Origin of the sequence: Pseudomonas rhizozeae, assembly GCF_031583775.1 — a bacterium.
GTDB lineage: Bacteria > Pseudomonadota > Gammaproteobacteria > Pseudomonadales > Pseudomonadaceae > Aquipseudomonas.
The window spans coordinates 95,252-117,284 of sequence record NZ_JAVLSB010000076.1 but is presented as its reverse complement, the minus strand read 5'-3'; the positions used below and the strand labels follow the sequence as shown (position 1 = coordinate 117,284).

Genomic DNA, 22,033 nt, shown 5'->3' with positions numbered 1-22,033 from the left:
GAATCGGCCGGCATCGGTTAGACTTGCCGCCTTTCCTCGCATCAAGAAGCCCGTTCATGGCCCAGCCGTCCACGACCTACAAGTTTGAACTGAACCTCACCGACCTCGACCGCGGCGTTTACGAGACCGTGAAGCAGACCATCGCCCGTCACCCTTCGGAAACCGAAGAGCGCATGACCGTGCGGCTGTTGGCCTACGCCTTCTGGTACAACGAGCAACTGTCGTTCGGCCGAGGTCTGTCAGACGTCGATGAGCCCGCGCTGTGGGAAAAAAGTCTGGATGACCGCGTGCTGCACTGGATTGAAGTCGGCCAGCCGGACGCCGATCGCCTGACCTGGTGCTCGCGTCGCACCGAACGCACCAGCCTGCTGGCCTACGGCAGCCTGCGGGTCTGGGAGACCAAAGTGATCCCGGCAATCAAGAACCTGAAAAACGTGCACATCGCCGCCGTGCCCCAGGAAGTCCTGGAGACCCTGGCCAAAGAAATGCCCCGCGTAATCAAGTGGGACGTGATGATCAGCGAAGGGACGATTTTCGTCACCGACGACCGTGGTCAACATGAAGTCCAGTTGCAGTGGTTGAGCGGCGAGCGCGGCTGATTTTTCGCCGCATGTCCGCTCTACCGGGTTTTATCCTACGTATCCAAGAGAAGCACCTGTCACCCCATGCGCATCGAACCTCGCCTCCTGCCTGACACCCTGCCATTCCTCGGCGACTTGCCGCCGCTGCTGACCCGCCTGTACGCGGCGCGGGGCGTGCTGTCCGAGGCGGAGCTGGACAAGAGCCTGGCGCGGTTGATCCCTTTCCAGCAACTCAAGGGCATCGAGCCTGCGGTCGAGTTGCTGGTGACGGCGCTGGAGCAGCGTCAGCGCATCCTGATCGTCGGTGACTTCGATGCCGACGGCGCCACGGCCAGCACCGTCGGTGTGCTCGGCTTGCGGTTGCTTGGCGCGGCGCATGTCGATTACCTGGTGCCGAACCGTTTTGAATACGGCTACGGCCTGACCCCGGAAATCGTCGCGGTGGCGCTGGAGCGTCAGCCACAGTTGCTGATCACCGTGGACAACGGCATTTCCAGCGTCGAGGGTGTGGCGGCGGCGAAAGCGGCGGGGCTCAAGGTGCTGGTCACTGACCACCACTTGCCTGGCGACGAACTGCCGCTGGCCGATGCCATCGTCAACCCCAACCAGCCCGGTTGCGGTTTTCCGAGCAAAGCGCTGGCCGGTGTCGGGGTAATCTTCTATGTGCTAATGGCTCTGCGCGCGCGGCTGCGCGGTCTTGGCTGGTACGAGAACCGGCCGCAGCCGAACATCGGCGAGTTACTCGACCTGGTGGCGCTGGGCAGCGTGGCTGACGTGGTGCCGCTGGACGCCAATAACCGGATTCTGGTCCACCAGGGCCTGGAACGGATTCGGGCCGGGCGTGCGCGGCCGGGGATCAAGGCGATTCTAGAAGTGGCCAAGCGCGAACCTTCGCGCATCACCTCCACCGACCTCGGTTTTATCGTCGGCCCACGACTGAACGCGGCGGGGCGCCTGGATGACATGAGCCTGGGCATCGAATGCCTACTCACCGATAACGCCGGCCGCGCCCGGGAAATGGCGGCGCAACTGGACGGCATGAATCAGGACCGTAAATCCATCGAGCAAGGCATGCAGCGTGAAGCGCTGGCGCAGCTCAAGGATTTGCCGGTCGATTCCATGCCGTTCGGCTTGTGCCTGTTCGATCCCGAGTGGCACCAAGGGGTGATCGGCATCCTCGCGTCGCGGATGAAAGAGCGTTATTTCCGTCCGACCATTGCCTTTGCCGATGCTGGCGATGGCTTGCTCAAGGGCTCGGGCCGCTCGGTCCAGGGGTTTCACATTCGCGATGCCTTGAGCGTGGTGGCAGCGCAGCATCCCAACCTGATCAGCAAGTACGGCGGCCATGCGATGGCCGCGGGCCTGACCTTGCCGGAAGCCAACTTCCCGCTGTTCGCTGAGGCCTTCGATGCGGAAGTGCGCCGGCAATTGCGCGAAGAGGACCTGACCGGTCGGCTGCTGTCGGACGGCACGCTGGCGGTCGAGGAATTTCACCTGGAGCTTGCCCGCGCCTTGCGCCACGCCGGGCCATGGGGCCAGCATTTTCCGGAGCCGTTGTTTCACGGCGTGTTCCAGTTGGTCGAGCAGCGGGTGGTCGGCGAGCGTCACCTCAAAGTGGTGCTCAAGAGCGAGTGCGGTTCGGTGAAGCTCGATGGCATTGCCTTCGGCATCGATCGCGACGTGTGGCCGAACCCGACCATTCGTTGGGTCGAGTTGGCGTACAAGCTTGATCTCAACGAGTTTCGCGGCCAGGAAACCGTACAACTGATGATTGCGCACATCGAACCGCGCTAATGCGCTCGTGGCGAGGAAGCTTGCTCTCGCCGGGTCGCGAAGCGACGTCAATAACCATCTGAACCCTCCACCATCCCCCGTTGTCGACTAGGCTCTAAGCACTGCTTGATTGGCCTTGTGACAGTCCACCGAATTCTCAAGCCCGTGGGGGCGGGCGCTGCACCCTTTCTCTTGTCACTCGTCGACTTTTCAAACAGAACCCTGGAGCCTGCCCACTGATCGAGAGGTGCCCCATGAGTCTGCTGCTTGAACCGTATACCCTTCGCCAACTGACCCTGCTCAACCGCATTGCTGTATCGCCGATGTGCCAATACTCCAGCGTCGATGGCCTGGCCAATGACTGGCACCTGGTGCACCTCGGCAGTCGTGCCGTGGGCGGGGCCGGGCTGATTTTTACCGAAGCCACCGCAGTCACCGCCGACGGTCGCATCACCGCCCAAGACCTTGGCCTGTGGAACGACGAACAGATCGAACCGCTGCAACGCATCACCCGTTTCATTGCTGCTCAAGGCGCGGTCGCCGGCATCCAGTTGGCCCACGCCGGGCGCAAGGCTAGCACCCACCGGCCGTGGCTAGGCAAGCACGGCAGCGTGACGGTGGAGGACGGCGGATGGACGCCGATCGGGCCGTCGCCGATTGCTTTCGACCCGCAGCACACGCCGCCGAAACAACTGGATGAACAGGGCATCGGCGAAGTCATCGAAGCCTTCGTCGCGGCCGCCAAACGTGCGCTGGTGGCGGGTTTTAAAGTCGCGGAAGTGCACGCCGCCCACGGTTATCTGCTGCATCAATTCTTGTCGCCATTGAGTAATCAGCGCCGCGATCAGTATGGCGGCTCGTTCGAGAACCGGATCCGGCTGGTGCTGCAAGTCACCGAAGCGGTTCGCGCGGTGTGGCCGGAAGAACTGCCGCTGGTGGTGCGTCTGTCGGCCACGGATTGGGTGGAAGACGGCTGGAACCCCGATGAAACTGTCGAACTGGCCCGTCGCCTGAAAAGCCTGGGCGTGGATTTGATTGATGTTTCCTCAGGCGGCACTGCGGCCAACGCCGAGATTCCCACCGGCCCGGGTTACCAGACACGTTTCGCCGAGCGAGTACGCAAGGAGGCGGGCATCGCCACAGGCACCGTGGGCATGATCACCGAGCCGGCGCAGGCTGAGCACATCTTGCGCACCTGCCAGGCGGATCTGATCTTCCTCGCCCGCGAACTGCTGCGCGACCCGTACTGGCCGTTGCACGCCGACGACGACCTGGGCGGGCGCAAAGCGGTGTGGCCGGCGCAATACCAACGCGCGACTCACCGTGATCAGCCGATCCATGAATCTGATTTGCGCGATTGAGTGAGGCCCGGAAATGCGAAAGCCCCGATCGAAGTGATCGGGGCTTTTTTTGTCTGGCTTGAATATCGTCTTCGCGAGCAGGCTGGCCCCCACAAGGGATAGCATTTCCAATGTGGGAGACCCCGCAGCGGTTCAAGCTCAGGTGTACTTGCGTTTGTCCGGCGCTGGCGGGAAGTACTGGTACAACCAGGTCTCGCTCAAAGTGCGGTCATTGGTGCGGATGAACAGGCGCAGTTCCACTGGCTCGACGCTGTCGTTGGTCGGGTACCAGTCGAACAGAATCCGGTAACCCTTGATGTCGTCGAGCACCAGCACGCTGAAGTCCTGGACCTTGCCGTTCGAGCAGGTCACCACCGGTTCGATGCCGGTGCCTTCCGGCAAGCGATCCAGACCGCCGCCGGTGAAATCCACGGCAAAGCGACGGGCCCAGACCGGCGGGTAATGCTCGCCCGGCGCCCAGCCCTCGGTGAAACCACCCATCCCAGAGCGGGTCGCGTTGACCCGCGCCAACGGTGTGCCCACCGGCGGCAGGGCGCTCCAATACAGCTTGTAGCCGTAGTTGAGCGAGTCGCCGGCGGCCACCGGTTTCTTCGGCGTCCAGAACGCGACGATGTTGTCCAGGGTTTCGCCGGTGGTAGGAATTTCCAGCAGATCGATAGAGCCTTCGCCCCACGCGGTCGTCGGTTCTACCCACAGGCTCGGACGCTTGCTGTACCAGTCGACGGTGTCCTGGTAGTTGGCGAACTCGTGGTCGGTCTGTACCAGGCCGAAGCCTTTCGGGTCGGTATCAGCGAACGCGTTGAACTGCAGGGTGGCCGGGTTGTTCAGCGGCCGGCAGATCCACTCGCCATTGCCGCGCCACATCGCCAGGCGATCAGAGTCGTGGATTTGCGGGTGGATGGTGTCGCACATCCGGCGTTCGTGGGTGCCGCAGCTGAACATGCTGGTCATCGGTGCGATGCCCAATTGCTCGATGGCGGTGCGTGCGTTGATATGGGCGTCGACCTCCATCACCACGCGCTCGGCCTGGCAATCGATGTCAAAACGGTAAGCACCGGTGGCGCTCGGCGAGTCGAGCAGGGCGTAGACCACAAAACGGGTGCTGTTTTTGTCCGGCGTCTCGAACCAGAACTTGGTGAAATCAGGGAATTCTTCGCGCTTCTTGGCGTAGGTGTCGATCGCCAGGCCGCGCGCCGACAGGCCGTATTGGCCAGTCGCATCCACTGCGCGGAAATAGCTGGCGCCGAGGAACGAGAGCACGTCATGGCGATCCAGTTCCGGTGCCTTGAACAGCTTGAAGCCGGAGAAACCCAGATCGCCAGTCAGTTGCTTGGTGTCGACCGTGGTCTTTTCGTAGTTGAACAGCGATGGGCGGAAATGCACTTCGCGGGCCTGCCGGGTCTTGGGGTCGACGCTGTACATGCGCACCGGCTGCTTGAAACCCATGCCGACGTGGAAGAACTGCACGTCCAGTTGGCCTTTCACTTCCTTCCACAGCGAGTGATCGCCGTCGTAGCGGATCGCATTGAAATTCTGCGGGGTCATGGTCGCCAAGGTCGGCGGCAGCACTTGCTTGGTGTCCTGATAGCGATTGCTGGCCAGTTGCTTGGCCTGGATCTTCAGCGCTTCGAAGTCGAAGTGTTGCGCGTCGCCGTCGGCCGCGCCGCCCGCCGCCCAAGCGTTGGCGGCGATCAGGCCACTGGCCGACAAACCGGTGTAGGCGGCGATGGCCATGGAAGCTTTCAGCAGATTTCTGCGGTGCATAGATACAACCTGTCTTGAATAATCCCGCGCCGTTCCTGGCACGTTGTGGATCAAAGAGGGGAGTTCGGACATACCTTCGGCCAAACGCTACGGACACTAAACAGATGCCCGATAGCTTAAACGGTTCGGTTGCCAAGCAAAAATGATTGGTTACACAGCCTGGGAGCGGCAATGAAACAGCATATTTCGGTAACCTTTCCCACAGTACTTTCTGTTTTATAGGGCATATCTGCTTTTTTCGACTAATTACTCTAATTCCCCCTTTTCACCGCGCAGAATATTCCTATTCTTGTACCCATGACCGGCTAGGCCCTTGAAGCCGGTGGAGTTCAGCAGAGGAGCAACGCGTGGCCGCTACTGAAAAAAACATGAGGGCGATGAGCTATCAGGATTTTCTTTGACGTACGTGAGGGACATCGTCCATGCCGAAAGTGCAGTGTGTTGCCGGTTTCTTTGGTTTGGTATCAGGTTTGGGCAATTCGCGAAGATCGCGTCGACTTAGCGTGGAGGAGGTGAAACTGGTCGAGCAATATCGCGCATTGTCAGAAAGTGATCGCATCGCCATGCGGTATCTGGTGGATGCGATGAGGAGTATTTCGCGGTTTTAGAGCGAGATGCAAAGCCCGGTCGTGTTGTTGGCGACCGGGCTTTCTCTTACCAACGACAGCTACCAGTGGTGTGATCGTTCAATTCGTTGATGCAGAATTCGCAGAATTTGTACCTGCCCATCCTTGTAACGATAGGGGGCGATAAAAGGGATATCGACCAGTACCAACTCGCGCAGGTCGGCAATCGCAGAAGGCCTGCCGGAGCCCGGAAAACGTTCCAGCTGCTGGAACCCGTGCAGGATGGTGGCAACTACTTCAATGGCTTTTGCATTGCCGGCGACGCGTTGGTAGTGCTCGTGAATAGCATCAAGATCACTGTCGGCTTTTTCAGTCAGTACTACGCTCGGCACGCTTTGCCCACTTAGCCTTCACGGCATCCAGTTCGGTCAATTTTCCAGCGTCGGCATCGGCTATGCCTTCGCTGATGGCTTGCAGATGCCAGGATTCGGCCTCCACATAACGAACCAGTGCGCGCTTGAGGTGATACTGGCGGTCGCGATCAGTGGCGGCAGCCAACAGATCAAGCTGCTGGGCCAACAGTTCTTCCACACGGAAAGACAAAACGGGCGAAGCCATGTTGGCTCTCCTGAAAGTGTATACGTTGTAAACACCGTAGGCGGCGGCAAGATTTTCGTCAACCCGTGCGTGCACTGGCATCAGAAAACCTTAGCTGCGAGCGAGCCTCGGGGAACAGCGGATATGTTGCGAAATGCTTGCTCCCAGACTTGATTGATCGCCCCAGCTCCCAGTCATCCCACGTCTGCGCCGTCCCGTGGCATAAGCGATGCCCTTGTCAGTGCTTGAACATCACATGCCGCACAACGGTGTAGTCCTCCAACCCGTACATCGACATGTCCTTCCCGTATCCGGACAGTTTCTGACCGCCATGGGGCATTTCGCTAACGAGCATGAAATGCGTGTTCACCCAAGTGCAGCCGTACTGCAGGCGCGCCGAGAGGCGGTGGGCGCGGCCGACGTCGGAGGTCCAGACCGAGGAGGCCAGGCCGTAGTCCGAGTCGTTGGCCCAGGCCAGCACTTGCGCTTCATCGTTGAATTTGGTCACCGAGACCACCGGCCCGAATACTTCGCGGCGGACGATCTCATCGTCCTGCTGGGCGTCGGCCAGCACGGTTGGCTCGAAGAAAAAGCCATTGCCTTCCACCGCTTTGCCGCCGGTGATCAAACGAATGTGCGACTGCGCCACGGCCCGTTCGACGAAGCCGGCCACGCGGTCACGATGCTGTGCGGTGATCAGCGGGCCCAGTTCGGTGGTCGGGTCATCCTGCACGCCGTACTTGATGCTGCTGACCGCTGCGCCGAGTTTCTCCACAAACTTTTCGTAGATTCCAGCCTGCGCGTAAATGCGGCACGCGGCGGTGCAATCCTGGCCGGCGTTGTAGAAACCGAAGGTGCGAATGCCGTCCACGGCGGCCTCGATGTCGGCGTCGTCGAAGATGATGACCGGGGCTTTGCCGCCCAATTCCATGTGCATCCGTTTAACGCTGTCGGCGGTACTGGAAATGATGTTCGAGCCGGTAGCGATCGAGCCGGTCAGCGACACCATGCGCACTTTCGGGTGGGTCACCAGAGGGCAGCCCACCGTAGGACCCCGGCCAAACACCAGATTGAGCACACCGGCCGGGAAAATATCCGACGCCAGTTCCATTAGGCGCAGCGCGGTCAGCGGGGTTTGTTCCGAAGGCTTGAGCACCACGGTATTACCCGCTGCCAGTGCCGGGGCGATTTTCCAGGCAACCATCATCAACGGGTAGTTCCACGGCGCAATCGAAGCGATCACGCCCACCGGGTCGCGGCGGATCATCGAAGTGTGGCCGGGCAAGTATTCGCCGCCGGCCGAACCGCTCATGCAACGGCTGGCGCCAGCGAAGAAACGGAACACATCGGCAATCGCCGGGATCTCGTCGTTCAGTGCGGCGCTGTAGGGTTTGCCGCAGTTGTCGGATTCCAGTTTCGCCAGCTCTTCGCCGTGGGCTTCGATGGCGTCAGCGAGTTTCAACAGCAGCAGTGAGCGGTCCTTCGGCGGGGTTTGCGACCAGCCTTCGAACGCGTTGTCGGCGGCGCGCACAGCGGCGTCGACCTGAGCTTCGCTGGCTTCATTGATTTCCACCAGCACACGCCCGAGCGCCGGGTTCAACACCGGTTGGGCGGGGCCTTCGCCAGCGATCAGTTGGCCGTTGATCAAGAGTTTGGTTTGCATGGGTTTGTCCTCGTTGAAGCTGTTGTTGTTCTGTTGGCGACACGTGGTCGAATGTGGGAGCGAGCCCGCTCGCGAAAGCGGTGTGTCAGTCCACATCAATGTCGGATGTCAGGGCCTCATCGCTGGCAAGCCAGCTCCCACAGAGATCGGGGTGTTGTTATCCATTTACTTGCCGCCACTCCCCGCCACACTCTCGCCACCTCGGGTCAGGTAATACGCACCAAGAATCGGCAGCATGGTGACCATCATCACCAGCATCGCCACCACGTTGGTCACCGGCACGTCCCGTGGGCGGCTGAGCTGGTTGAGCAGCCACAGCGGCAGGGTGCGTTCGTGGCCGGCGGTGAAAGTGGTGACGATGATTTCGTCGAACGACAGGGCAAACGCCAGCATGCCGCCAGCCAGCAACGCTGAGCCGAGGTTGGGCAGGATGATGTAGCGGAAGGTCTGCCAGCCGTCGGCACCGAGGTCCATCGAGGCTTCGATCAGGCTGTGCGAAGTGCGGCGCAGTCGGGCGATGACGTTGTTGTAGACGATCACTACGCAGAAGGTCGCGTGGCCGACGATGATGGTGAACATCCCCGGCTCGATCCCCAGCGTCTTGAAGGTCGCCAACAGCGCAATGCCGGTGATGATGCCGGGCAGGGCGATCGGCAGGATCAGCATCAGCGAGATGCCTTGCTTGCCGAAGAAGTCCCGGCGGTACAACGCTGCCGAGGCCAGGGTGCCGAGCACCATCGCGATCAACGTGGCGATGGCGGCGATCTGCAGCGACAGCTTGATCGCTTCCAGCACGTCCGGTCTCGAGAACGCCACGCCGATCCATTTCAGGGTGAAGCCCTTGGGCGGGAAGCTGAACGCCGCGTCTTCGGTATTGAAGGCGTAGAGGAAGATGATCAGGATCGGGAAGTGTAGAAACACCAACCCACCCCAGGCGGCGATGCGCAAACCCAGTGACGCGCGCTCAGAGTGCATCGAAAGCCCCCAGTCGTTTGACGATGGACAGATAAACCGCGATCAGCACGATGGGCACCAGGGTGAAGGCAGCGGCCATCGGCATGTTGCCGATCGCCCCTTGCTGGGCGTAGACCATGCTGCCGATGAAATAACCCGGCGGCCCCACCAGTTGCGGCACGATGAAGTCGCCGAGGGTCAGGGAAAAGGTGAAGATCGAGCCGGCGGCAATCCCCGGGATCGACAGCGGCAGAATCACCTGCATAAAGGTCTGGCGCGGCTTCGCTCCAAGGTCGGCTGAGGCTTGCAGCAGCGACGGCGGCAAGCGCTCCAGTGAAGCCTGGATCGGCAGGATCATGAATGGCAGCCAGATATAGACGAACACCAGGAAGCGCCCCAGGTTCGAGGTCGACAAGGTACTGCCGCCGATACCGGGAATTCCCAACACGAACTGCAACACGGGCTCCAGCCCCAGGTGCTGAACGAACCACTGCGCCACGCCGCCCTTGGCCAGCAGCAAGGTCCAGGCGTAAGCCTTGACGATGTAACTGGCCCACATCGGCATCATGACCGCGATGTAGAAAAACGCCTTGGTCTTGCCCGTGGTGTAGCGCGCCATGTAATAGGCAATCGGGAACGCGACGATGGCGCTGGCGATCGACACCACAATCGCCATGCTCAGGGTGCGCAGGATGATGTCGAAGTTCGATGGCTGGAACAGCGCGGCAAAGTTGGCCAGGGTCAGGTCCGGCGAGACCGCCATGGTGAAGTCGTCGAAGGTATAGAAACCTTGCCACAACAGCGTCAGCAGCGAGCCGAGGTAGATGGCGCCGAACCAGATCAGGGGCGGCACCAACAGCATCGATAAGTACAAGTTGGGCCGGCGGTACAGCAGGTCGGCAAACCGCCGCAGCGGCGAGCGGCCGGAGGGCGTTTGAGGAAGGACGAGGGCGCTCATCTCAGACCCCGCTCGCCACGGTGTCATGCAGCGGGATCATCGCTTCCCGCGCCCAGCGCGCGGTCAGGCGCTGGCCGGTCTGGTGTTGCGCGCTGCTGTCGAGCCACTGGTTGTTGGCCTGGCTGATGTTCAGGGTCTGGCCGTTTTCCAGCTTCAGCTCATAGCGTGTCGCGCTGCCCTGGTATTGGATGTCGTGGAGCTGGCCGCTGACTTCGATTTCATGGCTGGCCAACGGACCTTCGGCGAAACGCACATGCTCGGGGCGGATCGAAAACGGCTGCGAATTGCCGCTCAGTTGCTCTGCCAGGTCACCGCGAATCACGTTCGAAGTGCCGACGAACTCAGCGACGAAGGTGGTCGCCGGTTTCATGTACAGGTTGCGCGGGGTGTCGACCTGCTCGATCCGCCCCTTGTTGAACACCGCCACACGGTCGGACATCGACAGCGCCTCGGTCTGGTCGTGGGTGACGAATATGAAAGTGATGCCGAGCTGGCGTTGCAGCTTCTTCAATTCGCTTTGCATCTGTTCGCGCAACTTAAGGTCGAGTGCGCCCAGAGGTTCGTCGAGCAGCAACACGCGCGGACGATTGACCAGGGCGCGGGCCAGTGCCACTCGCTGGCGCTGGCCGCCGGACAGTTGCACTGGTTTACGCTCGCCGTAGCCGCCGAGGGCGACCATCTCGAGGGCTTCTTCGGCGCGTTTCTGCCGTTCGGCTTTGCCTACGCCTTTGACTTTCAAGCCGTAGGCGACATTGTCGCGAACGTTCATGTGCGGGAACAGCGCGTAATCCTGAAACACGGTATTGACGTCGCGCTGATACGGCGGCAACCCGGCGGCTTCCTCGCCGTGAATGCGGATCGAACCGGCACTCGGTTGTTCAAACCCGGCGATCAGGCGCAAGCAGGTGGTTTTGCCGGAGCCGGACGGGCCCAGCATGGAGAAGAACTCGCCGTCCTGGATATCGATGGACACCCGGTCAACGGCTTTCACCTCGCCGAACTGTCGGGACACGTTGGTGAACTGGACTGCAAGCGTCATGGTGCGGTGCTCCAAAAGCTGAAATCTTCAAAAGCTTCGCGAGCAGGCTCGCTCCCACCATGGAGTGCAATCAACAGTGGGAGTGGGCCTGCTGGCGAATGGGCCTTAACGGCCGCCCATGATCGCGATGTAGTCCTGAGTCCAGCGGCTGTACGGCACGAACTTGCCGCCTTCAGCCTGCGGGGTTTTCCAGAAGGCGATCTTGTCGAACTGGTCGAAACCGTTGGTTTTACAGCCTTCAGCCCCCAGCAATTCGCTGTCCTTGCACGCCGCCGGCACCGCTGGCAAAGAACCGAACCACGCCGCCACATCGCCCTGGACTTTCGGTTGCAGCGACCAGTCCATCCACTTGTAGGCGCAGTTCGGATGCTTGGCGTCGGCGTGCAGCATGGTGGTGTCCGCCCAACCGGTGGCGCCTTCTTTCGGAATGGTCGAGGCAATCGGTTGTTTCTCGTTCATCAGGCCGTTGACCTGATACGGCCAAGCGCTGGACGCGACCACGCCTTCGTTCTTGAAGTCGCTCATTTGCACGGTGGTGTCATGCCAGTAGCGGTGGATCAACGGTTGCTGGGCGCGCAACAGATCCAGCACAGCTTTGTACTGCGCTTCGGTGAGTTGATATGGATCGCTGATCCCCAGTTCAGGCTTGGCCGACTTCAGGTACAACGCCGCGTCGGCGATGTAGATCGGCCCGTCATAGGCTTGCACGCGACCCTTGTTGGGTTTGCCGTCCGGCAGATTCTGCGCGTCGAACAACACGTTCCAACTGGTGGGCGCGGTCTTGAACACATTGGTGTTGTACATCAGCACATTCGGCCCCCACTGGTACGGGGTGCCGTAGGTTTGCTGGTTGACCACGTACCAGGGCGCATCCTTCAGGCGCGGGTCGAGGCTTTTCCAGTTCGGGATCAACGCGGTGTTGATCGGTTGCACACGCTTGCCGGCGATCAAGCGCAGCGAGGCGTCGCCCGACGCCGTCACCAGGTCGTAACCACCTTTAGCCATCAGGCTGACCATCTCGTCCGAGGTCGCGGCGGTTTTCACGTTGACCTTGCACCCCGTGTCCTTCTCGAACCCCGTCACCCAGTCGTAGGCCTTGTCGCTTTCGCCCCGTTCGATGTAGCCCGGCCAGGCGACGATATCCAGTTGGCCTTCGCCAGCGCCGACCGCTTTCAGTGTGTCGGCGGCCTGCACGCTGGCGCTGGCCAGCAGGGCGGTGGTGATTGCGCTGAGCAATGCGGTCTTGTGCACGAACATGGAAACCTCTCTTTTATTTATCAGGGGTTAATTGAGAGTAGCTGCAAGCTTCGAGCCGCAAGCGGCAATCAAGCGCAAATCGCATAAGACGTTGACTTGAAGCTTGCCGCTTAAAGCTTCCGTCTATACCGGGCCATCACGTGCCGCACTTCCCGCACAGGCGATTTTCACGACGCACCTGAGTGTATATCGGATTTTCAGAATCACCGGCGCGAGCATTTAGCGACCTATGAGTGCGTGCTGCGGGTGGATGAGCAACATCTGGAAGCACACTCACGAGCGAGCGCGGGGCACTTTCGATCTAGGCTGAAGGCCTTAATGATCCAGTCAAACCGAATACGTGGAGGCGCACATGAACACCCGTGGATTGCTCGATCAATTACTGAAGTCGGGCCAGGATTTGTTGCAAAACAAGGCCGGCGGCCAGCAGAAAAAATCGTCCGGCGGTGGCTTGGGCGGCTTGCTTGGCGGGGCTGGCGCCGGCGGCCTCGGCGGATTGCTCGGTGGCTCCGGTGGCGGGGCACTGGCTGCCGGGGCGATGGGCCTGCTGCTGGGCAGCAAAAAGGGACGCGGCCTCGGCGGCAAGGTGCTGACCTACGGCGGCCTCGCGGCGCTCGGCGTGATTGCCTATAAAGCCTACGGCAATTGGCAGGCGCAACAGGGCGGCGCGCCCAAGCAGGAACCGCAGACCGTCGACCGTGTGCCGCCGGCTCAGGTCGAGCAGCATAGCCAGGCGATTCTCAAGGCCCTGGTCGCCGCCGCCAAGGCTGACGGACATGTCGACGAACGTGAGCGAGTGCTGATCGAAGGTGAGTTCACCAAACTGGATAACGACCAGGAACTGCAGCACTGGCTGCATGCCGAACTCAACAAACCCCTCGACCCCAGCGACGTCGCCCGCGCCGCCAGCACCCCGGAAATCGCCGCGGAAATGTACATCGCCAGCGTCATGCTGGTAGACGAAGAGAACTTCATGGAAAAGTCCTACCTCGATGAACTGGCCCGTCAGTTGAAGCTGGAACCGGGATTGAAGCTCGAGTTGGAGAAGCAGGTGCGCCAGGCCGCTGTTTAGATCCTCAAGACGCACTGCCCGAGTGTGGCAGCGGGCTTGCTCGCGAACGTGCATTGCCATGCAATTCATGTTCGGACGATGACTGGTTTCTCAAGCAGGCCGCCCCCGCTGGAGATCTTAGTGAACGCCGTGTGTTCACGCATGATCAACCCTGCAGGGGGCGAATCTCCTTGCGAGCGCAATTCCGGCACGCTTCCGTCATCCACTGTGCTTTTCTGCCAAGTCGCCCTCCGTGATGTACAACACCCATTAATCAAATCGGAGGGTGGTTGGCTCTGCTGGAAATCAGGTGTTTTCCATGTCGAAAGATCCGTATACGGTTCCTCCGCCGTTTTCCAGAGTGACTTGGTAGTTGCCCACTGCATGGTTGCGGGAGTTAAGGGTGACTTTCAATTCGCCGTCTTCGACGAAGTGATACTGCCCACTCACTTTTACAGACCACCTCAGGTGGTCTGGCAATGTGACGATATCTTTCTTGTAATTGAAATCCCAGGGCTTGCCAATTTGGAGGCCTCCCGGAAAACATAGCGCCACATGCTGCTGGTCTTTATCTCCAATCAGGATCGCCGTGCTCCCGCCGCCAGGTAAGTAATACACATGGTCTGTTTGTAAAATCTGTTTTCCACCTTCGAAGGCTGAAAGTTCTCCCTTTGCGGGCTGCGCTTTTTTTACGTCGTTTGAAAGGTCTTCGTAGCTGATGGCAGTCATGATTAGGTCTCACTGTGCAGATTGAGATCCAAGCCTACAAATCGCTACGCTTCGCTTCTACTGTCATATCTGACAGTTTTTTAGAGTGTTTTCGGCTGTCTTTCCCGGTTTTTATATGACTTTGGTAGGTGCAGCCCGGTTGCTACCCGTGGGGCGAGCGATGAGCTTAACTGGCTAAATGAGTAGCGGTCCGTATCACTCTGCTCCGCAGCAATAACTATCCGTCTTATAAATGAAACACCCTCAGCTATACTCCGCAGCATTTGGAAATGGCCCGAGGACTGACTGTGAAGAACTGGACGTTGCGCCAACGCATCTTGGCGAGCTTTGCGGTGATTATCACCATCATGCTGTTGATGGTCGTCGTCTCGTATTCGCGGCTGTTGAAAATCGAAGAGAGCGAAGCCAGCGTCCGCGAAGATGCGTTGCCGGGTGTTTATTACAGCTCGATGATTCGCGGCGCCTGGTCCGACAGTTTCATGCAGATCCAGGAAATGCTCGGGTTGAAGGAAGGGCAGGGCGTCAGCGCCGAGGTCGCCGCCGCGTTCAAGACCTTTGAAGAGCGCCTGCAGACGCAGATGGACAACTACAAAGCCACCGTGACCACCGAGGAAGACAAGGTCGAGTACGCCAACTTCGAAAAGCTTCATGAGAATTACCACACACTCCTCGCCGCCGTCCTTGACCTGCACAAGCGTAATGAGGAAGCCCAGGCGATCAAAATGTTCAACGAACAACTGATCCCGGCCTGGACGGCCGGCCGAGTCAAACTCAACGACATCATTCGTCAGAACAAGGCGGTGGCCGACAATGACATCGTCGCCATCGACGACGCGGTACTGACCGCGAAAATCATCATGGGCGTGTCCCTGTTGATCGCAGTGCTGGCCGCCGGGCTCTGCGGCCTGCTGCTGATGCGCACGATCATGGCACCGATGAATCGCATCGTGCAGATCCTCGAAATCATGCGCACTGGCGACCTCAGCCGCCGGCTGAACCTCGACCGAAAGGACGAGTTTGGCGCCGTGGAAACGGGGTTCAACGACATGATGACTGAGCTCACGGCACTGGTGTCCCAAGCCCAGCGCTCGTCGGTGCAGGTCACCACCTCGGTTACCGAAATTGCCGCCACCTCCAAGCAACAGCAGGCCACCGCTACCGAGACGGCCGCAACCACCACGGAAATCGGCGCCACCTCGCGGGAAATTGCCGCGACTTCCCGTGATCTGGTACGCACCATGACCGAAGTCTCCACCGCCGCCGACCAGGCGTCGGTGCTCGCCGGTTCTGGCCAGCAAGGCCTGGCGCGCATGGAAGACACCATGCACTCGGTGATGGGCGCAGCCGATCTGGTCAACGCCAAGCTGGCGATCCTCAACGAGAAGGCCGGCAACATCAACCAAGTGGTGGTGACCATCGTCAAGGTCGCCGACCAGACCAACCTGCTGTCGTTGAATGCCGCGATCGAGGCCGAGAAGGCAGGCGAATATGGCCGTGGTTTCGCCGTGGTCGCCACCGAAGTGCGGCGCCTGGCCGACCAGACCGCCGTGGCCACTTACGATATCGAGCAAATGGTGCGCGAGATCCAGTCGGCGGTGTCGGCCGGGGTCATGGGCATGGACAAGTTCTCTGAAGAAGTGCGCCGCGGCATGTCGGAAGTGCAGCAAGTCGGCGAGCAACTGTCGCAGATCATCCACCAGGTGCAGGCGTTGGCGCCGCGGGTGTTGATGGTCAATGAAGGCATGCAGGCTCAGGCCACCGGCGCCGAGCAGATTAATCATGCGCTGGTGCAGTTGGGTGATGCCAGCAGCCAGACCGTCGAGTCCCTGCGCCAGGCCAGTTTCGCCATCGACGAACTGAGCCAGGTGGCGGTGGGGCTGCGCGGCGGCGTTTCGCGTTTCAAAGTCTGATGAGCGAAATCGTCGCCAAGCGCGGCCTCGCCCCGGCGGCGCCGCATGCCCTGTTCCTGGTGTTTCGCATCGGCAGCGAGCGCTATGCCTTGCAGGCCACCGAAGTGGTGGAGGTGCTGGCGCGTCACTCGCTCAAGCCGATCGCCCGGGCGCCGGCGTGGGTCGTTGGGGTGTTCGCCTACCGCGGCAGCGTGGTGCCGGTGATCGATCTGAGTGCGCTGACCTTCGGCCAACCGGCGCAATTGCGCACCAGCACGCGGTTGGTGCTGGTCAATTACCGACCGGATGCGGCCAGTGCCAGTCAGCGGCTCGGGCTGATTCTGGAGCAGGCCACTGATACCTTGCGTTGCGACCCGGCAGAGTTCCGGCCATACGGGCTGGATAATCGCCAGGCGCCGTACCTCGGCCCGGTGCGCGAAGATGCGCACGGATTGCTGCAATGGGTGCGGGTTGCCGATCTGCTCGATGCGCAGGTCCGAGCCCTGTTGTTTCCGTCGCCGCCCCTCGACCCGGCAACGCTTGAGGCGCAGGCATGAGCAGCGATCAGCGTTTTTTTGATTTCCTCAAGACGCGCATTGGCCTCGACGTCACGTCGGTGGGCCCGGCAATCATCGAGCGCGCGGTACGCCAGCGCAGCGTGGCGCACAACGCGCAATCCGCCGACGAGTACTGGCTGCACCTGCAAGGCTCGCAGGACGAACAACAAGCCTTGATCGAAGCGGTGATCGTCCCCGAGACCTGGTTTTTCCGCTATCCCGAGTCCTTTGCCACCCTCGGCAAACTGGCGCTCAAGCGCTTGGCGCAACTCAACCACATGCGCGCGTTGCGCATCCTCAGCCTGCCGTGTTCCACCGGCGAGGAACCCTATTCCATCGCCATGGCGCTGCTGGATGCCGGCCTGGCGCCGCATCAGTTCAAGGTCGATGGCATGGACGTCAGCCCGCTGTCGGTGGAGCGGGCCAAGCGCGGGGTGTACGGCAAAAACTCGTTTCGCGGCGAACAGACTGACTTTCGGGAACGGCACTTTGTGGCCCAGGACGACGGTTACAGCATCAGCGCCAAAGTCCGCGAGCAGGTGCGCCTGCAGACCGGCAACGTGCTCGACCCGGCGCTGGCGAACGAGCCGCCGTACGATTTCGTGTTTTGCCGCAACCTGCTGATCTATTTCGACCAGGCCACCCAGCAGCAAGTGTTCGAAATGCTCAAGCGCCTCACCCAGGTGGACGGTGTGCTGTTTATCGGCCCCGCCGAAGGCAGTTTGCTCGGGCGCCTGGGCATGCGTTCGATCGGCATTCCCCAATCGTTCGCCTTCAGCCGGCACAGCGAGCCGCTGCCTGAGCCGCGGCCGATCACTGTGGCAAAACCTGCACCTATTCGCCCGCCGGCGCCCACGACCCCGCCACCCCGGCAGCGGCCGTTCAGTGGGGTCAAACCCTCGACAATCCCGGCGGCGCCCATCAAGTCTGCGAATGCGGACGCCAACGCCTTGCTCGCGACCATCGCCGCCCTGGCCAATCAAGGTAAAAGCGCTGAGGCTCGCGCCGCGTGTGACCAATATTTACGCAACCATGAGCCGGTGGCCCAAGTGTTTTATTGGCTGGGCCTGCTCAGCGACATGGCCGGCGACACCCCGCAAGCACAGGGGTTTTACCGCAAGGCGTTGTACCTGGAACCGCAGCATCCGGAAGCCTTGATGCACCTGGCCGCGTTGTTGCAATCCCAGGGCGATACCGCGGGCGCGCGGCGCTTGCAGGAACGTGCCGCGCGCAACGAGCGCACCGCTGACAGTGAGCGAAAACGATGATCGGCACCGATGCCTTGAACGTCACCCATGAAGATGCCCAGGCCATTGACGACTGCTGGAACCGCATCGGGGTCCATGGCGACAAGTCCTGCCCGTTGCTGGTCGAACACGTGCATTGCCGCAACTGTTCGGTGTACTCGGCGGCGGCCACCCGTTTACTTGATCGTTATGCCTTGCAGCAGGACGATCGCATGCAGGTCTCGACCCAGGTCGACACCGAAGTAAAAACCCGATCATTGCTGGTGTTTCGCCTCGGCGATGAGTGGCTGGCGCTGGCCACCCGCAGCCTGGTGGAAGTAGCGCCGCTGCAGACGATTCACTCGCTGCCGCACCAACGGTCACTGGCCTTGCTTGGCGTGGCCAATGTGCGCGGCGCGCTGGTGGCTTGCCTGTCGCTGGTGGAATTGCTCGGCCTCGACGGCAACAGCCGCGTGGCGTCCGGCGCGCGGGTGATGCCGCGCATGCTGATCATCGCGGCGCACGGCGGGCCGGTGGTGGTGCCGGTGGACGAGGTCGATGGCATTCACGCCATCGATGAGCAGATCCTGGAAAGCGCCTCGCGTTCAGGCAACCAGGCCAGTGCCAAGTACACCCGGGGTGTGCTGCAATTCAACGGTCGCAGCCTGCGCTGGCTGGATGAAGAACAGTTGCTGTCCGCCGTGACCCGGAGCCTCACATGACCCCCGACCAGATGCGCGACGCCTCGTTGCTGGAACTGTTCAGCCTGGAGGCCGACGCCCAGACCCAAGTGCTCAGCGCCGGGCTGTTGGCGCTGGAACGCGACCCGACCCAGGCCGCGCACCTGGAGTCATGCATGCGCGCGGCGCATTCGCTCAAGGGCGCAGCGCGGATTGTCGGGGTCGACGCCGGGGTCAGCGTCGCCCACGTGATGGAAGATTGCCTGGTCAGTGCCCAGGAAGGCCGCTTGCTGCTGCGTCCGGAGCACATCGATGCCTTGTTGCAAGGTACCGATCTGCTGATGCGCATTGCCACACCGAACAACACGGTCGGGCCGAGTGATATCGACGCTTATGTGGCGCTGATGGCTCGCCTGCTCGATCCCTCGGCGGCCGCGGCCCCGGCGGTCGCATCCGCGCCACCGGTGATGGCCGAGCTGCAACTTGAGCCGCCGGTGCCCGCCGCCCGTGCGCCTGAACCTGTGATCGTGGAGCCCGAAGCCGAGGTTCCGATCGCCACTGCGCGCAAATCCAAACGCATGACCGAGGGCGGCGAACGGGTGCTGCGGGTCACTGCCGAGCGCTTGAACAGCCTGCTCGATCTGTCGAGTAAATCCCTGGTCGAAACCCAACGCTTGAAGCCGTATCTGGCCACTTTGCAACGCCTCAAACGCATGCAGAGCAACGGCTTGCGTGCGCTGGAAGAGCTCAATGTGCAACTGCGCGAGCAGTCCTTGAGCCTGGAAGCCCAGGAAGCGCTCAACGATGCCCGACGCCTGCTGGCCGAATCGCAGCAGTTGCTGGCCGACAAACACGCCGAACTGGATGAGTTCGCCTGGCAGGCCAGCCAACGCGCGCAAGTCTTGTATGACACCGCGTTGGCGTGCCGCATGCGCCCGTTCGCCGATGTGCTCAGCGGCCAGGTGCGGATGGTCCGCGACCTCGGGCGTAGCCTTGGCAAGCAAGTACGGCTGGAAATCGAAGGCGAGAAAACCCAGGTCGATCGTGATGTCCTGGAAAAACTTGAAGCGCCGCTGACCCACCTGTTGCGCAACGCGGTCGACCACGGCATCGAATCGCCCGAGCAGCGCCTGCTGGCGGGCAAGCCCGAGGAGGGCGTGATTCGCCTGCGCGCTTCGCACCAGGCCGGTCTACTGGTGCTGGAGCTCAGCGATGACGGCAACGGCGTCGATCTGGAACGGGTACGGCGCAGCATCGTCGACCGACAGCTGTCGCCCGAGCAAACAGCGGCGCAACTGAGCGAAGAAGAACTGCTGACCTTTCTGTTCTTGCCAGGCTTCAGTCTGCGCGAGAAGGTCACCGAGGTCTCCGGTCGCGGCGTGGGTCTGGACGCGGTGCAGCACATGGTTCGCGAACTGCGCGGCGCGGTCGTGCTGGAGCAGACGGCAGGCGAGGGCAGCCGTTTCCATCTGGAGGTGCCGCTGACCTTGTCGGTGGTGCGCAGCCTGGTGGTTGAAGTCGGCGACGAGGCCTACGCCTTCCCGCTGGCGCACATCGAGCGCATGCGCGACCTGGAGCCGGAAGACATCGTGCAGGTCGAAGGGCGCCAGCATTTTTGGCACGAAGGGCGGCACGTCGGGCTGGTCGCCGCCAGCCAACTGCTGCAACGGCCAGCGGCACAGCACACTGGGCAAACCCTCAAAGTCGTAGTGATTCGCGAGCGCGACGCGGTGTATGGCGTCGCGGTGGAGCGCTTTATCGGCGAGCGCACCTTGGTGGTGTTGCCACTGGACGAGCGTCTGGGCAAGGTCCAGGACATTTCTTCCGGCGCCTTGCTGGATGACGGCTCGGTGGTGTTGATCGTCGACGTCGAGGACATGCTGCGTTCGGTGGATAAACTGCTCAATACCGGGCGCCTGGAACGCATCGCCCGGCACAACCAGCACACTGCCGACGCGGCGCGCAAACGGGTGCTGGTGGTCGACGATTCGCTGACCGTGCGCGAGTTGCAGCGCAAGCTGTTGCTCAATCGCGGGTACGACGTGGCCGTTGCGGTCGACGGCATGGACGGCTGGAACGCGTTGCGCTCGGAGGATTTCGATCTGCTGATCACTGACATCGACATGCCGCGCATGGACGGCATTGAGCTGGTCACATTGCTGCGCCGCGACAATCGTCTACAGTCCCTGCCAGTGATGGTGGTGTCCTACAAGGATCGCGAGGAAGATCGCCGTCGTGGACTGGACGCCGGGGCCGACTATTATCTAGCCAAGGCCAGTTTTCACGACGATGCCCTGCTCGACGCTGTCGTCGAGCTCATTGGAGGCGCACGGGCATGAGGATCGCAATCGTCAATGATATGCCCATGGCGGTAGAGGCCCTGCGCCGCGCCTTGGCATTCGAGCCGGCACATCAAGTGATCTGGGTCGCCGGCGACGGCGCCGAAGCGGTACGCCTGTGCGCGGAGAATACTCCGGACCTGATCCTCATGGATCTGATCATGCCGGTCATGGACGGCGTCGAAGCCACGCGGCGGATCATGGCCGAGTCACCCTGCGCGATCGTGGTGGTCACCGTCGACCGCCAGCAAAACGTGCACCGGGTGTTCGAAGCCATGGGCCATGGCGCGCTGGACGTGGTCGACACCCCGGCCCTCGGTGCCGGTAATCCACAGGAAGCCGCGGCGCCGCTGCTGCGCAAGATTCTCAACATCGGCTGGCTGATCGGCGAACGCGGCAACCCCGAGCGTACCGCTCCGACATCGCTGCGCGCCGCAGCGCAGCGTCAGGGCCTGGTGGCGATCGGTTCATCCGCCGGTGGCCCGGCGGCATTGGAAATCCTGCTCAAAGGCCTGCCGCGCGACTTTCCGGCGGCTATCGTACTGGTCCAGCACGTCGACCAGGTGTTCGCCGCCGGCATGGCCGAATGGTTGAGCAGCGCTAGCGGCCTGGACGTGCGCCTGGCCCAGGAGGGCGAGCCACCGCAGTGCGGCGTGATTCTGCTGGCGGGCACCAATCACCATATCCGACTGTTGAAAAACGGCACCCTGGCCTACACCGCCGAACCCGTCAACGAGATCTACCGACCGTCCATCGACGTGTTTTTCGAGAGCGTGGCCAATTACTGGCAAGGTGACGCGGTCGGCGTTTTATTAACCGGGATGGGCCGCGATGGCGCCCAAGGGCTTAAACTGCTGCGCCAGCAAGGTTACCTGACCATCGCGCAGGACCAGGCCAGCAGCGCGGTGTATGGCATGCCCAAAGCCGCTGCGGCCATTGATGCCGCCGCAGAAATTCGCCCGTTGGACCAGATCGCACCACGTTTGCTGGAGGTATTCGTCAAATGATCACGCCTCGCATCGACCGTGGACCAGGCAGTATTCAGGTGA

20 protein-coding genes are annotated in these 22,033 nt (G+C 61.5%); 11 read left to right on the top strand and 9 right to left on the bottom strand.

The window, feature by feature from the left end; translation table 11 throughout:
- Positions 1-56: 56 nt before the first annotated feature.
- From RG836_RS27085 to RG836_RS27075, 3 genes are all read left to right on the top strand, one after another.
- Positions 57-599, top strand: coding sequence for a YaeQ family protein (locus RG836_RS27085; protein ID WP_310850918.1), 543 nt, complete (start codon positions 57-59; stop codon positions 597-599).
- 66 nt (positions 600-665) lie between these two features.
- Positions 666-2,375 carry a single-stranded-DNA-specific exonuclease RecJ gene (gene recJ, locus RG836_RS27080; RefSeq protein WP_310850917.1) on the top strand — a complete coding sequence of 570 codons (1,710 nt, stop codon included), beginning with the start codon at positions 666-668 and terminating at the stop codon, positions 2,373-2,375.
- Positions 2,376-2,608: 233 nt separating this feature from the next.
- Positions 2,609-3,715 carry an NADH:flavin oxidoreductase/NADH oxidase gene (locus RG836_RS27075; protein ID WP_310850916.1) on the top strand — a complete coding sequence of 369 codons (1,107 nt, stop codon included), beginning with the start codon at positions 2,609-2,611 and terminating at the stop codon, positions 3,713-3,715.
- A gap of 138 nt (positions 3,716-3,853) precedes the next feature.
- Here RG836_RS27075 and RG836_RS27070 read toward each other — a convergent pair whose 3' ends face one another.
- Positions 3,854-5,479, bottom strand: coding sequence for a glucan biosynthesis protein D (locus tag RG836_RS27070; protein WP_310850915.1), 1,626 nt, complete (start codon positions 5,477-5,479; stop codon positions 3,854-3,856).
- Between the two features lie 422 nt (positions 5,480-5,901).
- Between RG836_RS27070 and RG836_RS27065 the strand changes: the two genes are divergently transcribed.
- Positions 5,902-6,087 carry a hypothetical protein gene (locus tag RG836_RS27065; protein WP_310850913.1) on the top strand — a complete coding sequence of 62 codons (186 nt, stop codon included), beginning with the start codon at positions 5,902-5,904 and terminating at the stop codon, positions 6,085-6,087.
- 59 nt (positions 6,088-6,146) lie between these two features.
- Here RG836_RS27065 and RG836_RS27060 read toward each other — a convergent pair whose 3' ends face one another.
- The 7 genes from RG836_RS27060 to ydcS all read right to left on the bottom strand — a co-directional run bounded on the left by RG836_RS27060 (position 6,147) and on the right by ydcS (position 12,513).
- A complete protein-coding gene (locus RG836_RS27060) occupies positions 6,147-6,437 on the bottom strand; it encodes a type II toxin-antitoxin system RelE/ParE family toxin (protein WP_310850911.1) in 291 nt (96 codons plus the stop codon).
- Positions 6,415-6,663 carry a CopG family ribbon-helix-helix protein gene (locus RG836_RS27055; protein ID WP_310850910.1) on the bottom strand — a complete coding sequence of 83 codons (249 nt, stop codon included), beginning with the start codon at positions 6,661-6,663 and terminating at the stop codon, positions 6,415-6,417. The genes RG836_RS27060 and RG836_RS27055 overlap by 23 nt, the downstream gene beginning before the upstream one ends.
- Before the next feature lie 217 nt (positions 6,664-6,880).
- Positions 6,881-8,305 (bottom strand): gamma-aminobutyraldehyde dehydrogenase, encoded by a 1,425-nt coding sequence (locus tag RG836_RS27050; RefSeq protein ID WP_310850908.1) that lies wholly within the window; start codon positions 8,303-8,305, stop codon positions 6,881-6,883.
- Between the two features lie 165 nt (positions 8,306-8,470).
- The gene (locus tag RG836_RS27045; RefSeq protein WP_310850907.1) at positions 8,471-9,280 is read right to left on the bottom strand and encodes an ABC transporter permease; all 810 of its coding nucleotides are present in this window, start codon (positions 9,278-9,280) and stop codon (positions 8,471-8,473) included.
- Positions 9,270-10,217 carry an ABC transporter permease gene (locus tag RG836_RS27040; protein WP_310850906.1) on the bottom strand — a complete coding sequence of 316 codons (948 nt, stop codon included), beginning with the start codon at positions 10,215-10,217 and terminating at the stop codon, positions 9,270-9,272. The genes RG836_RS27045 and RG836_RS27040 overlap by 11 nt, the downstream gene beginning before the upstream one ends.
- Before the next feature lies 1 nt (position 10,218).
- Positions 10,219-11,256, bottom strand: coding sequence for an ABC transporter ATP-binding protein (locus RG836_RS27035; protein ID WP_310850905.1), 1,038 nt, complete (start codon positions 11,254-11,256; stop codon positions 10,219-10,221).
- A gap of 105 nt (positions 11,257-11,361) precedes the next feature.
- On the bottom strand, positions 11,362-12,513 hold the full coding sequence (ydcS, locus tag RG836_RS27030; protein WP_310850903.1) for a putative ABC transporter substrate-binding protein YdcS: 1,152 nt from the start codon (positions 12,511-12,513) through the stop codon (positions 11,362-11,364).
- A 352-nt stretch (positions 12,514-12,865) separates the two neighbouring features.
- Here ydcS and RG836_RS27025 point away from each other — a divergent pair, with 352 nt between their 5' ends.
- The gene (locus tag RG836_RS27025; RefSeq protein WP_310850902.1) at positions 12,866-13,585 is read left to right on the top strand and encodes a tellurite resistance TerB family protein; all 720 of its coding nucleotides are present in this window, start codon (positions 12,866-12,868) and stop codon (positions 13,583-13,585) included.
- A 285-nt stretch (positions 13,586-13,870) separates the two neighbouring features.
- Here the strand turns inward: RG836_RS27025 and RG836_RS27020 are convergent, their stop codons facing one another.
- Complete coding sequence (locus RG836_RS27020) at positions 13,871-14,293, bottom strand: hypothetical protein (RefSeq protein WP_310850900.1); 423 nt, start codon at positions 14,291-14,293, stop codon at positions 13,871-13,873.
- 287 nt (positions 14,294-14,580) lie between these two features.
- On the opposite strand from RG836_RS27020, the gene RG836_RS27015 reads away from it, so the two are divergent.
- From RG836_RS27015 to cheB, 6 genes are read left to right on the top strand one after another with little or no spacing between them, the layout of a single operon-like run.
- The gene (locus RG836_RS27015) at positions 14,581-16,203 is read left to right on the top strand and encodes a methyl-accepting chemotaxis protein (protein ID WP_310850899.1); all 1,623 of its coding nucleotides are present in this window, start codon (positions 14,581-14,583) and stop codon (positions 16,201-16,203) included.
- Entirely contained in the window at positions 16,203-16,739 is a 537-nt protein-coding gene (locus RG836_RS27010) for a chemotaxis protein CheW (protein ID WP_310850897.1), read from the top strand. Before RG836_RS27015 ends, RG836_RS27010 begins: the two co-directional genes overlap by 1 nt.
- A complete protein-coding gene (locus RG836_RS27005) occupies positions 16,736-18,007 on the top strand; it encodes a CheR family methyltransferase (RefSeq protein WP_310850895.1) in 1,272 nt (423 codons plus the stop codon). The genes RG836_RS27010 and RG836_RS27005 overlap by 4 nt, the downstream gene beginning before the upstream one ends.
- The gene (locus RG836_RS27000; RefSeq protein ID WP_310850894.1) at positions 18,004-18,687 is read left to right on the top strand and encodes a chemotaxis protein CheW; all 684 of its coding nucleotides are present in this window, start codon (positions 18,004-18,006) and stop codon (positions 18,685-18,687) included. The genes RG836_RS27005 and RG836_RS27000 overlap by 4 nt, the downstream gene beginning before the upstream one ends.
- Positions 18,684-20,984, top strand: a complete 2,301-nt coding sequence (locus RG836_RS26995; RefSeq protein ID WP_310850893.1) for a hybrid sensor histidine kinase/response regulator — start codon at positions 18,684-18,686, stop codon at positions 20,982-20,984. The genes RG836_RS27000 and RG836_RS26995 overlap by 4 nt, the downstream gene beginning before the upstream one ends.
- A complete protein-coding gene (gene cheB / locus RG836_RS26990; protein ID WP_310850891.1) occupies positions 20,981-21,991 on the top strand; it encodes a chemotaxis response regulator protein-glutamate methylesterase in 1,011 nt (336 codons plus the stop codon). Before RG836_RS26995 ends, cheB begins: the two co-directional genes overlap by 4 nt.
- Positions 21,992-22,033 lie beyond the last annotated feature (42 nt).